Annotated in this window: 10 protein-coding genes; 7 read left to right on the top strand and 3 right to left on the bottom strand. The window is 43.6% G+C overall.

Going from position 1 to position 12,971, the window contains the following annotated elements:
• Positions 1-7: 7 nt before the first annotated feature.
• Together hemJ and J7384_RS04645 are read right to left on the bottom strand one after the other, a co-directional pair.
• On the bottom strand, positions 8-439 hold the full coding sequence (gene hemJ / locus J7384_RS04650; RefSeq protein ID WP_247741620.1) for a protoporphyrinogen oxidase HemJ: 432 nt from the start codon (positions 437-439) through the stop codon (positions 8-10).
• On the bottom strand, positions 439-2,127 hold the full coding sequence (locus J7384_RS04645; RefSeq protein WP_209111703.1) for a chloride channel protein: 1,689 nt from the start codon (positions 2,125-2,127) through the stop codon (positions 439-441). Before J7384_RS04645 ends, hemJ begins: the two co-directional genes overlap by 1 nt.
• An 82-nt stretch (positions 2,128-2,209) precedes the next feature.
• Between J7384_RS04645 and J7384_RS04640 the strand changes: the two genes are divergently transcribed.
• Entirely contained in the window at positions 2,210-2,938 is a 729-nt protein-coding gene (locus J7384_RS04640; protein WP_209111702.1) for a DUF6776 family protein, read from the top strand.
• A 202-nt stretch (positions 2,939-3,140) separates the two neighbouring features.
• Positions 3,141-3,482 carry an iron-sulfur cluster insertion protein ErpA gene (gene erpA / locus J7384_RS04635; RefSeq protein WP_209111701.1) on the top strand — a complete coding sequence of 114 codons (342 nt, stop codon included), beginning with the start codon at positions 3,141-3,143 and terminating at the stop codon, positions 3,480-3,482.
• Positions 3,483-3,591: 109 nt separating this feature from the next.
• Here the strand turns inward: erpA and J7384_RS04630 are convergent, their stop codons facing one another.
• The gene (locus J7384_RS04630) at positions 3,592-4,764 is read right to left on the bottom strand and encodes an HD-GYP domain-containing protein (RefSeq protein WP_209111700.1); all 1,173 of its coding nucleotides are present in this window, start codon (positions 4,762-4,764) and stop codon (positions 3,592-3,594) included.
• 265 nt (positions 4,765-5,029) lie between these two features.
• Here J7384_RS04630 and J7384_RS04625 point away from each other — a divergent pair, with 265 nt between their 5' ends.
• The 5 genes from J7384_RS04625 (at position 5,030) to J7384_RS19650 (ending at position 12,878) form a co-directional block, all read left to right on the top strand.
• Complete coding sequence (locus J7384_RS04625; protein WP_209111699.1) at positions 5,030-5,644, top strand: tetratricopeptide repeat protein; 615 nt, start codon at positions 5,030-5,032, stop codon at positions 5,642-5,644.
• A gap of 91 nt (positions 5,645-5,735) precedes the next feature.
• On the top strand, positions 5,736-8,159 hold the full coding sequence (locus J7384_RS04620; protein WP_209111698.1) for an Ig-like domain-containing protein: 2,424 nt from the start codon (positions 5,736-5,738) through the stop codon (positions 8,157-8,159).
• Positions 8,160-8,282: 123 nt separating this feature from the next.
• Positions 8,283-10,718 carry a ribonuclease R gene (gene rnr, locus J7384_RS04615; protein WP_209111697.1) on the top strand — a complete coding sequence of 812 codons (2,436 nt, stop codon included), beginning with the start codon at positions 8,283-8,285 and terminating at the stop codon, positions 10,716-10,718.
• An 18-nt stretch (positions 10,719-10,736) separates the two neighbouring features.
• A complete protein-coding gene (gene rlmB, locus J7384_RS04610) occupies positions 10,737-11,492 on the top strand; it encodes a 23S rRNA (guanosine(2251)-2'-O)-methyltransferase RlmB (RefSeq protein ID WP_209111696.1) in 756 nt (251 codons plus the stop codon).
• Between the two features lie 273 nt (positions 11,493-11,765).
• A complete protein-coding gene (locus J7384_RS19650; RefSeq protein WP_209111695.1) occupies positions 11,766-12,878 on the top strand; it encodes a GGDEF domain-containing protein in 1,113 nt (370 codons plus the stop codon).
• Positions 12,879-12,971 lie beyond the last annotated feature (93 nt).

Here is a 12,971-nt window from a genome sequence, read left to right as displayed (position 1 = left end):
GTCAAATTTACATTGGTTTGACGTAGGCCAAAATAATGATGATGAACAGGGCAATGACGGGAATTTCATTGAATAGACGATAAAAGCGACCCGAACGGGTATTTCTGTCTTCGCGAAACTTTTTCAACAAAACAAAACAATAGCCGTGATAAATAAAAAGACCGATAACTAAGGTTAATTTTATGTGCAACCACTTGGCGGCGACAAACCATTCTTTGCCATAAAAATGAATTAAGGCAAGGCCAAAAGCCAAGGTTAAAAAGGCAAATGGCGTAATAAAATAAAGCAGGCGCTTTTCCATGCCTTTTAGCTGCTCAATAACATCTTTATTGTCGCTTTCGGCGTGGTTGACGAACAAACGCGGTAGGTAAAAGATGCCCGCGAACCAAGCCACCATAAAAATTACGTGAAATGCTTTGAGCCATAAAATCGTATTCATTAAGAAATTTTTCCTTCCTGCAAATAAGCTTGAATATCTCTAAACAGAATGACACCAATGATATCAGATTGATCGCGCTGATAAATATAGACGCCGCCTTGGCGTTTATCTTTGAGCGCTAAATAAGCCTCTGCCAGTGTTGCTTGCGACGACAACGGCAGTAGTGCTTGGCGAACCACGATTTCTTGTGCGGGCACTTTGTCATCAAAGCTTAACCACTCAAAACAATTTTGCCGTTCGTGGTTCTGATATTGGTTAATAATCAGTGCATTGTTATCGTTATTGGCCAAGTGATAGCGAGCTTGGTTATTGTCAGCGCTTTCAGTTAACGTTAACTGGTTTCTAAGAGAACCTAATACGCCAATACCTTGTAAGGAATTTTCAACCGGTGATTTGCGATATGCCAGTTTTTGTACGTTCAATTGCATAATAAAGATTGAACGATTGCCAAACATTTGTCCTGCTACTAAGCAAGCAACGGTGATAACAATCATTGCCGGAACAATAATTTCCAGTTGCCTCGATAGTTCTACTACCGCCAGTAATGCCGCTAATGGCGCATTTAGCGTGGCCGCCATAAATCCTGCCATACCCAAAATAGCTAAATCACTGGCAATGTGTTCACCTGCAGGTAGGAAATGACCGGCGATAAACGAACCGCACATACCCGTTAACGCGCCAATCATTAAAATAGGGCCAATAACACCACCGGGAATGCCTAAACCAATTGCGGCTATAGTCATCAGTACTTTTACTAGTAAAAACACCGCTAATACTTGAAATTGCCATTGATTGTCGATGGCGTTTTGGATTGACCCTATATCATTGAGCATACCATTGGGCACTAGATGGCTAAGTGCCCCCGTAATAAGTGCCGCAACTAGTAAGCGGTTAAAAATATGCCAGTGTTGAAAGCGTTCTATGGTTTTCGCTAAGTAATGGTTAAAGCCCGAGGCAAAGGTACCCAAAACTGCACCAAAAATAATCAGAAGTGGATAAAAAATTAAATCAAGCTCGAGTTCAGCAAAAAAAGTGAAGCTGTGTTCATTGCCAAGTAAGCTACTAGTAACCACCGAACCGACAATTGATGCCAGCATCACGGGAATAAAAATGTGAACTTTGTATTCCCGTAAAATTACCTCCATGACAAATACTACAGCAGCAATGGGCGTATTAAAAACCGCTGAAATACCTGCTGCGATGCCGCAAGCGCTCAAGGTGCGAATGGCGTTGTATGGCAAATGTAGTCTGCTGGCAAGAAAGCTAGCACTTGCGCTACCCAAGTGAACTGATGGGCCTTCTTTACCCACCGAAAAGCCTGACGCAATGGCAAAAGCACCGCCAAAAAACTGATTGAGCGTATTGCGAAATGGCATAGCGCCATAAGCGACCTTCAAACGGTGCAGAACAAAGGGGATACCTGAGCGGATATATTGATAGCCAGTCACCCGAGATAATAATAAGATAAATACCACCGCAAGGATCGGAATTTGAAAACGACTTAGCCAGTCGATGCTGATATACTGGAATGCTTCGCTGCTATAAAAGTGTTGGATGTTTTCAATGGTTATTTGGAAAAGTACCAATAGCAGTGCCGCGGCAAAACCACAAATGATGGCAAGTAGACAAATTTGCCAGCTGGTTACCGGAAGGGCTAAACGTTTTTTAAAAGCTGAAACAACGCTCATATTTTAGAAAATTATTATAAATTATTATTCGGGGGTGAAGTTGTAACGACTTCATCAACTTAAACATCATCATACTTTACAAATGAATTGGTTAGCAAAAATTAATTTACGCGTTGTCGTCGAGCGCTTGGGCTCGTTTCGTTCAGCGTTACTGCTATTGGCAATAATGTTGATTTGTCTGTTTTGCGGGTATCGAGTTGGCAATTTTTATCACAGTTATCAAGCACAAACGATTACAGTGCAAGAGCAACGACTGACAAAACTGTATCAAGAGCAGCAACAACAAGTGAGCCGAATTAACACCTTGGAAGTAGAACTTGAGGTTGAACGCCTTGCAAGTGAACGTTCGATGGCTTTGCTTAAAGAAACTGAAGCAGAACATTTTGAAATTAAAAAGGAACTGGCGTTTTATCAAAAAGTCATGGCGCCAGAGAAACAAGTCGGTGGCTTGGTTGTTGATAGTGCCAAAGTATTCTCAACAGCTAGCGATAATCACTATAGATTTCAAGTGGCTTTAGTGCAACAACAAGTGCAAAAGCGCTACGCCAAAGGCTATATTCAACTGTCGATAAAAGGTAGTTTAGCTAACAAGCCCAAGCTATATGCGCTTGGTGATCTATCTGAGCTAACTCAAAAAGAGCTTTCGTTTAGTTTTAAGTACTTTCAAATCGTCGAGGGTGAGTTTGTTTTGCCACAGGGGTTCGAGCCTGAAAGTATCGCTATTGAGGTAGTGTTACCGAAGGGTAAATGGCAGAAATATCAAAAATATGACCGCGGTTATCAGTGGACAGATATTTTACAATTGGGTTAGTAGTAACGCCTTTCGTATTGATTTTGTCATTAGCTAAAGCAAAATAGCATGACACAATACTTGATTAAAATAGTCAGGTTTAAGATAATACGCGCCTGTGCAATTTATCAGCTGTTTTAAATAACTAAACAGTTATAGATAAAGTTAATGAGCACTGTGGCCTGAGTTAATCAATTTAGAAAAAGCAAGAGTAGTATTCATCATGTCGAATCCAGAATTACCAATACAATTTACTGACGCTGCAGCGAGTAAAGTATTGACCTTGATTACCGAGGAAGAGAACCCAGAATTAAAACTTAGGGTTTACGTTACCGGTGGCGGCTGTTCTGGTTTTCAGTATGGCTTTACCTTTGATGAAAAGGTTAACGAGGGCGATATGACCATCGAAAAGCAAGGGGTTACTTTGGTGGTTGATCCAATGAGCTTACAATATTTAGTTGGCGGCGAAGTTGATTACACCGAAGGCTTAGAAGGCAGTCGCTTTTTGGTGACTAACCCAAACGCGACCACTACATGTGGTTGTGGCGCATCATTCTCGATCTAACTCGGTCAGTAAAAATTTACTGTTAAGACGCTGGCCTTGGCCGGCGTTTTTTTGTTTTTAGTGGTTTGATTTCAAAGACAGTGCTGACCTTCAAAAACGACAATTCGTCCTATCCCTGCATCATTAAAAACTCAATTATTTTGTTCATATCAAGTTTGTAATCTTCGGCTCGACATCCTTTGAGGATTTTTTCCGAACTTTGGCTTAAATCAATGTCTTGAGTCATGATATAGCGTCGATCAGTGAGATCGTAAAAGCTGCGCACTTTCGGTTTTAAGGTATCTTGTAGATTCCTAGCTTCAACAATGGCCAACTTTTGCGAACTCAACTCCACCAGCGAGCCAACCGGATAAACGCCTAAACACTTGATAAAAGCATCAACTAACTGAATATCAAGTTCTTGCTTTTGACCCATTTTGCGCAAAATGGCAAAGGCTTGAACATGGCTGTAGCCGTTTTTGTGTGTCTTATTGGAAATTAACGCGTCGAAGACATCGCAGATTGCGATCATTCGGCCGTACTGACTGATTTTGTCTGCGGTTAATTTGTAGGGATAACCGCTGCCGTTTAGTCGTTCGTGATGAAGTGCAACCACTTCCATGCTGATTTCGGAGAGCCCTGGAATTTGCCGCACCAGCTCAATAGAATGGTTGACATGGGTTTTTACGATCGCGTATTCGGTTGGCGTTAATTTACTGCGCTTGTTGAGCAGTACATCGGGAATCTTGACCTTACCAACGTCGTGTAGAAAGGCACCCAGTGCGAGCTGCTGACTAATTTGATGATCAAGTGCGAGATAGTGGGCAAAAATACTCATCAACATTGAGACTGCGACCGAGTGTTCGAGCAAGTATTCGCTTTTTTCGCGAATGTTAATGATACAGGCCAACGCGTCGGGATTTTTATAAATTGCGTTTAAGGTTTGGTTGCTACTTTCGACGATTGGCGTGAGGTTAACGGGCTCACCGGAAGCAAAGTCTTGCAGTAATTGTTGCTGCAGTTGTTTTGATTGGTTGAATAATTTCTTGGCCTTAGTAATTTCAACAATAGCGGGTAATTGTTCATCGTGAAAACGACCAAGTTTTGCATTGCCTTCTTGGTTCGATTCACTTTTACTAGTGTCGATAAGAACAGAAAGTACGCCTTTACGCTTGAGTGACTCAATAACTTGTTGATTTTTAATATGTCCAGAGTTTGTTAAGGCGTAACTAGCTTGTTGTTTGACAATATCAACAACATAATGGCCTTCGCTGAGTTCTTGGATATCAATTTCAACGATCATTGAGATAAGCGGGTATGCAATAATTTAACAGCGTTTATTGCTTAACATCTAACCGCAAATTGCGAATTTTTGCAAATAATGCTGAGTTACTTTGGTATCTGCCATTAACGTGACAGTAATCTGGTATTTATATTGCTAGTGATATCACTAAAAGTATCAGGCAATTTATCTAGAACACTACAGAAAATTTGTCTGTCGTCGATAACAGTATAGAGCATATCTTGATAGCTGTGGGCGTAATCAATAGAGGTAGTAAACAGTGACGATGCGTTTATTATGGACCATTTTGTTTGTTTTTGGTGTCAACCAAGGCGTTAACGCGCAAGAATTACGCGCAGTGCAAATTTATAGCGACAACCAACTTCTAGACTTGATAAAAGAAAACAAACACTTAAGCCAAGTTGTTATTGATGAGTGTCAACTGGTTCAAGATATTGAAGCACGTGCAGTGAAAGCCAAAATGCCATCATACCAATTTCTGTGGGGTGATATGTTGGCCTATGGTGTTTGTATTAAAAAAGACATCCCGCTTGGCTTACATTATATGAAATTGGCGGCGGATCAGGGCTTGGCTGAAGGGCTTGAACAATTGGGACGTTATTACCACGTCGGCAAATTTATGCAGCCCGACATGGCAAAAGCGATTGTGTACCTGCGTGAAGCGTCAAATTTAGCTAACCTAAAAGCACAGTTGCGTTTGGCGAAAATTTATAATCAAGGGCATGGTAGCCCGCTTGACTACCCAAGCTTGTATAGCCAGTTACACAATGCCGTGACCGACGATAAATCGACTTATAAACAAATCAGCCAAGCACTGAGTAAATTAGCGGAAAAAATGCCAGAACACGTGGTATTGGCGGCAAAGGCCGGTAAATACTAAAAAGCTATCATTAAGTGTATGACATTCCTATTTTTTGATCGTAAACTGCTGAAATAATCAATGCTTTATAATCGCGGTTTAGATGGAAAATATGATGAATAAGTTTTGGCTAACGATCAGTTTCACGATTGCTTTGGCACTTGCCGGCTGTAATGGCAGCTCCGGTGAAAACGAGACAATAACCGACGGCAGCGGTGTGACCACTGCAACGCCTACTTCAATTGTCTTAACGGTTACCGACAGCAACGGCGCGGTTAAGTCCAGTTTTAATACCGATGAAACCATCACCTTTACCGCGACACTGCGGGATCAAAACAATAATCTACTGACCAACCAACGCATTGATTTTACTGCCGACTTAGGCGACCTATCGCCCGCCGCTAAGCTTACCGATAGTGCCGGGCAAGCGGTTGTTTCATTGTCGAATAGCGATGCCAGTATTGGTGCGGCAACGGTCACTGCAAGTATTGGCGATGTGTCTGCAGAACAAGCGTATGAATTTGTCCGCGCTGATAACCCACAAGCGCAAAGCACGTTAACCAGCCAACTCATTCTTGATGGCAATGCTGTTAATCAGTTTAGAGCTGATGAAACCGCTAGTATTAGCGCGGTATTGGTCAATTCAAGTAATCAGCCAATCGTCAATGAAATTATTACCTTTACCGCAGAAGTCGGTACGTTAAGCGCGCCGTCTGCACTCACCAACAGCCAAGGCCTAGCAACAGTTACCCTAACCGGCGGTGATAGTCTCGGGGCGGGAGTACTGACCGCAAGTTACGCAGCGGCAAACCTCACTAGCACCACTAATTATCAAATCCTTGCTGCTGACGCGGTTGTCGTTGACCCTGGTTTGAGAATTGGTTCATTCGACGATAACAACAGTTTTACCGAAGGCACTATTCGTTTATCTCTTGCCAATGGTAACTTAAGTGCCGGTGGTACTTTGGGCTTAACCGTCGATTTAATCGATGGTCAAGGCAATCGCGTAACAACACCAACACCAGTTACCTTTACCTCAAGCTGTGTCGCTAACAACAATGCCACAGTTGACGAGACAGTGAATACAATTAATGGTCGCGCCCAATCTACATTTGTTGATACCAGCTGTGCTGGTCGCACAGGTGTTGATGATGTCATCATAGCGTCAATTAACAATAACGGTACGATTAGACAAGCTACTGCTAACATCAGTATTAGTGGCGAGCAAATTGGCGCGATAGAGTTCGTTTCTGCCGAGCCAAGTGCCATTGTCCTACGTGGTACTGGCGGCCAAGGCCAGCAAGAGACCTCGACACTTACATTTAGAGTGAACAGTGATTCAGGTAATTCATTAGCTCAGCAACCGGTTAACTTTACGTTATCAACCAATGCTGGTGGTATTGAAGTAAGCCCAACACAAGGTTTGACCAACAGCCAAGGTTTAATTACCACTAAAGTGACGGCGGGCACCGTGCCAACGGCTGTTCGAGTTAATGCGGTTGCTACCTTGGGTGATGACACGGTACAAACGCAATCTGATTTATTGTCGATCAATACTGGTTTGCCGGAGCAGCGCTCATTTACATTGTCAGCAGCCTTGCTCAACCCTGAAGCCGACTCAATTAGTGGTGTCACGTCAGAAGTTTCAGTGTATTTAGCTGATAACTTCAACAACCCAGTACCTGACGGCACGACCGTTAACTTCACTACTGAAGGCGGTGTTATTCAGCCTAGCTGTAACACTGCTGGTGGCTCTTGTACCGTAACTTGGACTAGCAGCGAACCGCGTGTTGCCGATCATCGAGTCACGATTTTAGCGACGGCAATTGGCCATGAAAGCTTTTTTGACACTAACGGCAACAATAGCTTTGACGACAGCGACGGCAGTGCGCTTGACGCGACCGACTCAAGCAATGCAGCCACGTTTGTCGCGTCTGGTTTTGGTCGTGCTACACCGCAAGCTTCAGGCTTTTTGGATATGAGTGAAGCATGGCGCGACGACAACACCAATGGCGTTCGCGACAATGGCGAAGTGTTTATCGATTTTAATAACAATAATACTTTTGACGGTCGTGATAGCCAATTTAATGGACCACAGTGTTCGGGAGCAAACTGTTCGAGCACTCGTTCAATTCACGTCCGTAAAGCCATAGAATTAGTGATGGCAAGCTCTGCCGCTAATTACCAATTGATTGCCAATGGCATTGGCGTTGTCGCGAGTAACGACGGTACTGCAACAGTTGCATTGCCTGCGATTGCCGATGGTGCAAGCCAAACCTTTACTTTGGCGTTCTCAGATACAGCCGGTAATGTCATGCCTAGAGATACTCAAGTAAGCGTTGGTGCATCAGCTGGTAACTTAGATGGAACGACCAGTTTCAGCGTGCTTAACAGTGCAGGTCGCAATGGTCATCAACTGACGTTTAACATCTCAAACCCAGTTGACGGCGACCCTGAAAATGGCACCATTACCATAGAGATTAGCTCGCCAAGTGGTGTCACAACACCCATTGTATTTTCATACGTGCTGAACTAAATTTTGTTTCTTTGATTTAAAAATGGCTTGCTGTACTGCAAGCCATTTTTTTTGCATTCATTTTATTTGCGCTAGGGTATAATAAAAGCAATTAACCGTTCCCATCGACAGACAAGGCAAGTTTTGACCTATAACGATCCTCATTTCAAACGTGAAGCCGCCAAGTACGAAAAACCAATAGCCAGCCGTGAAATGCTGTTGGACCTTATCGCTCAGTGCAGCCCGCCACCGAGTTTTAAAGCCTTGACCAAAATGCTCAACTACGGTGATGAGCAAATGCTAATTGGCTTGAAACGGCGTTTAAGAGCGATGGAACGCGAAGGGCAAATTGTTTTTAACAAGTTTAAGCAATATGCGATTGCACCGAAAAACAGTGTCTTAACTGGCAAAGTGTTGGGGCATCGCGATGGTTATGGCTTTTTCGTCCCAGACCAGGGCGGTAAAGATTTGTTTATTACCTCTCATGAAATGGTACGCGTTTTTCACGGCGATATTGCCAGCGCTATTTTAGTTGACCGAGCGGATAAGAAAGGTCGCCAAGAAGTGCGCATTCTCGAAGTGATTGAGCCGCGCAAAGCGCCAATCGTCGGTCGTTATTTTGTTGAGAATCACATTGCCTTTGTCGTGCCTGACGATGCCAGAATTAATCAAGACATTATTATTCCCGCTGAAGACAAACTCGGTGCAAGGCACGGCCAGATAGTGGTGGTTGAGTTGACTCATCGGCCAAGTAAACGCTCAAATGCCATAGGTAAGGTTGTTGAAGTACTGGGTGATCACATGGCGCCGGGGATGGAAATTGACATTGCTTTGCGCGAGCACGACTTACCACATAAATGGTCACAGCAAGTACTTGATGAGATTGAGCCACTGGCGGATGAAGTGCCTGAAGCAGCGAAAGCAAGCCGAGTTGATTTGCGCGACTTACCGCTGGTAACCATCGATGGTGAAGATGCCCGTGACTTTGACGATGCCGTTTACTGTCAAACTAAAGCCAGTGGTGGCTGGCGTTTGTGGGTGGCAATTGCTGATGTCAGTTATTACGTTCGTCCCGGCTCAGCCCTTGATGAAGAAGCGATAGCCCGCGGCAACTCGGTTTATTTCCCGAGCCAAGTGATTCCAATGTTACCGGAAAAGCTTTCGAATGGGCTGTGTTCACTTAACCCCGATGTTGATCGCCTGTGTATGGTTTGTGAAATGACCATTAGTGCCAAAGGTAAGCTCTCGGGCAGCAAGTTTTACCCTGCAGTGATGCGCTCAAAAGCACGACTTACCTATACCAAAGTGGCTGCCATCCTTGAAGGTGATGAAGCACTCATTGAGCAATATCAGCCCTTGGTGTCGGACTTACAAGAACTTCATAATATGTACTTAGCGCTCGATCAGGCGCGCTTAAGTCGCGGTGCTATTGCTTTTGAAACCGAAGAATCGCGCTTTATTTTCAACGCCGACCGCAAAATCGAGTCAATTGAGCCCCTAATACGTAACGACGCCCATAAAATCATTGAAGAGTGTATGATTTTGGCCAATGTCGCGACCGCCAAGTTTGTTGAAAAGCATCAAATGCCAGGCCTTTTCCGAGTGCATGATAAACCGGGTGAAGAAAAGTATCGCAACTTTCTCCAATATTTACGCGAGTTGGGAGTAGAGTTTTCACTTAAAGGTAGTGAAAGTGAGCCAGAACCGTCAGATTATGGCGCTATTTTAGCGAAAGTTGCTGATCGCCCTGATCAGGAATTAATTCAAACCATGTTATTGCGCTCAATGAAGCAAGCGGTTTATCAAAGCGATAATTTGGGCCATTTTGGTTTGGCATTGCCGCAATACAGTCATTTCACCTCACCGATTCGCCGTTATCCGGATTTAGTCATTCACCGTGTCATTAAAGCGGTACTCGAAGGACAAAATAACAGTGCTGCCAACGATGGCTGTTATGCCTACCCAGTAGAAGCTGTAGTTGAGCTCGGTGAGCATTGTTCAATGACTGAACGCCGCGCCGATGAGGCGACGCGCGACGTTGCCGATTGGCTTAAATGTGAGTTTATGCAAGATCACGTCGGTGACGACTTTACTGGCGTGATTTCAACCGTCACTAACTTTGGCTTTTTTGTCAGATTGTCGGAGTTACATATCGAAGGTTTAGTGCATATTAGCTCACTTGGCCGCGATTATTACCATTTTGATCAAGTGCGCTTATCTCTGGTTGGCGAGCAGACCAATAATAAATATCGGGTTGGTGATCTGGTTAAGGTGCAAGTGGTTTCGGTTAATTTAGACGAAAAGAAAATAGACTTGATGCTTTATGGTGATGATGCGGTGTTAAAACGCGCTAAACCATTGCCGAAAGGCAAAGCCGCTAAGAGCAAGTCGAGCGCTTCGGCCAAAACTAGTCATCGAGCGGGCGGTATCAAACAAAAAGCGGCAAAAACAGGTGCTAAAAGTGATTCTGCAAAGCCGAAAAAGAAAACCGATAAAAAAGTAAAAAGCAAAGCGAAAAAACGCAGTGCACGCAAATCACGGCCGGGCAAAAACGCGCGCGCTAAAGCAAAAAATCAGTAAGAAATTAGTAGAAAATTTATGTCGAAAAAAGATGAATTAGTCATTGGTATTCACGCAGTTAATGCTTTGATCAAACGAGCGCCTGAGCGCTTTATTGAGCTTTGGTTGTTAAAAGGCCGAGACGATGAGCGCCTAATGCCGATTATTAATTTAGCGCGCAAATACAAAATGCCGGTGCAATTGGTCAACCGAAAAGTGTTAGATGATAAAGCACAAGGTGAGCAGCACCAAGGTGTTGTCGCGCGGGTCACACCAGGTAAAACCTTCACCGAAGCCGACCTTGACGATATTGTTGCCGAAGCTGAACGCCGTGACCAAACACCGTTCTTTTTGATTTTAGACGGTGTTACTGACCCACATAATTTGGGCGCTTGTTTGCGCAACGCAGACGCCGCCGGTGTTCAGGCGATTATTGTCCCGAAAGACAATGCCGCCCGTTTAACTGCCACGGTGCGCAAAGTCGCCGTGGGTGCGGCTGAAACAGTGCCACTGGTACAAGTGACTAACTTGGCCAGAACCATGAAAACACTGCAGCAAATGGGGGTTTGGATTATCGGCACAGCCGGAGAAACCGACACTTCTCTTTACGATGTTGAATTGAAAGGGCCGATGGCACTCGTTATGGGGGCAGAAGGCAAGGGTATGCGCCGTTTAACGCGTGAGCACTGTGATCAGTTAGTTAAATTGCCTATGGCTGGTAGTGTCTCTAGTTTGAATGTTTCCGTCGCGACCGGAATTTGCTTGTTCGAAATTGTTAGGCAGCGTTTGAATTAGGTGCTTTTGGTACCTGTGTAAAACTATTTTTTACTACTAATTAACTGATAAATAAAATAAATATTTATTATTGTTTGCATAAAACACTTTAAATTTGTGTCACTTCGGCATATGCTTGAACGGCCATTCCAACATGACAGGACGTTTTCGTGACTTGCAGTTTATGTAGTACCAATAGTCAACAATTATGCGGCGTTAAGGATGACAACGCTAATGCAGAAACTTTTATCAAATCATTAATGAGCTTGTCTGCTCTGTTAACGGAGTAGACTAGTGACTGCTCTTTACCCTGAAATTTGTCAACAAATAGAACAAGACATAGAGCGCAGAACACTTAACGGCACCTATATTTATCTATTGGGTTGGCTTGCCATCGGTGTTGGTACTGACTTTTATCAAACACAACCTCTTTGGTTTTATAGTATTGTCGCCGCTTTTTTCTTACTTGGTCTCACCCGTTTAATCTTTTATCGCTATTCAACACAAATCAAAGGTTACAGTCATTCGTTGTGGTGGGGCTTATTGAGCGCAAATGTTGTTCTACCTTGCATTTTATTCAGTACAATATTTGCGTTTTCGATGTTCCTTCCCGCATTTATGCCTCTGTTGTTATATGTTTTTATGGCAATGTTTGCTTTTATTAGCAGTGGTACCGTGACATATGCGTTAAACAAGAACCTATACCGAGCTTATATCGCTGCTAATACGTTAATTCCAATTGTTGTTGTGCCTCTTTTCGCCACGACTGTCGAGGCTAAATTAGAGGCGGGGATGCTTGTCTTTTACGCCATTTACATGTTTTTTCAAGGTCAGCAACTCAATAAAGAATATCAGGAGAAAATTGAACAAGCGCAAGCACTGCAGGAGCTGTCAAATAAAGACGGTTTGACTAGTGTTTATAACCGCCGTTACTTTGACCAATACGTTGATCACATGTGGTATCACCAACTCAGGCAGCAACAAACGTTAACCTTAATTTTGGTTGATATCGATCACTTCAAACGGATTAACGACCAATATGGTCATCCAGCTGGCGATGAAGTGATTAAACAGCTGGCAAGAATGATGTCGAAGGTTTTTCAACGAGAAACTGACGTGATTGCTAGAATCGGTGGAGAAGAGTTCGCGGTAGTGATTCCCAATATTGGCCATGATCAAGTATTTGCATTGACTGAACAGTTGCGAACAGTCATGGCTGAAAAGCTCATCGAACACAATGAAGATGTTTTTTCAGTCACTATCAGTGCCGGTATCGCTTCTAGTATCCCGTGTAATGGTGCGCGCAGTGATTCCCTGTTAAATCAGGCAGACAAGGCTTTGTACCGTGCGAAAGCACACGGTCGCAATTTAATTTTCTCTGAACAGAGTGCTGATCATCCCGTATGAGCACTCTTTTTACCTAATCATTATTAATGTTAGTTAGGTTAAATATTGAGACTTGCCTTTTTTGCTTGTTTTCCCTACAATACGCGACCTTAA

The sequence above is a fragment of the Endozoicomonas sp. G2_1 genome (assembly GCF_017744155.1).
Taxonomy (GTDB): Bacteria; Pseudomonadota; Gammaproteobacteria; order Enterobacterales; family Alteromonadaceae; genus JAGHQT01.
This window is presented reverse-complemented; position numbering and strand designations above follow the sequence as displayed.

What these genes read in the sequence shown, in the direction of transcription:
- hemJ (WP_247741620.1), bottom strand. Translation starts at nt 439, where the DNA reads ATGAATACGATTTTATGGCTCAAAGCATTTCACGTAATTTTTATGGTG.
- J7384_RS04645 (WP_209111703.1), bottom strand. Translation starts at nt 2,127, where the DNA reads ATGAGCGTTGTTTCAGCTTTTAAAAAACGTTTAGCCCTTCCGGTAACC.
- J7384_RS04640 (WP_209111702.1), top strand. Translation starts at nt 2,210, where the DNA reads ATGAATTGGTTAGCAAAAATTAATTTACGCGTTGTCGTCGAGCGCTTG.
- erpA (WP_209111701.1), top strand. Translation starts at nt 3,141, where the DNA reads ATGTCGAATCCAGAATTACCAATACAATTTACTGACGCTGCAGCGAGT.
- J7384_RS04630 (WP_209111700.1), bottom strand. Translation starts at nt 4,764, where the DNA reads ATGATCGTTGAAATTGATATCCAAGAACTCAGCGAAGGCCATTATGTT.
- J7384_RS04625 (WP_209111699.1), top strand. Translation starts at nt 5,030, where the DNA reads ATGCGTTTATTATGGACCATTTTGTTTGTTTTTGGTGTCAACCAAGGC.
- J7384_RS04620 (WP_209111698.1), top strand. Translation starts at nt 5,736, where the DNA reads ATGATGAATAAGTTTTGGCTAACGATCAGTTTCACGATTGCTTTGGCA.
- rlmB (WP_209111696.1), top strand. Translation starts at nt 10,737, where the DNA reads ATGTCGAAAAAAGATGAATTAGTCATTGGTATTCACGCAGTTAATGCT.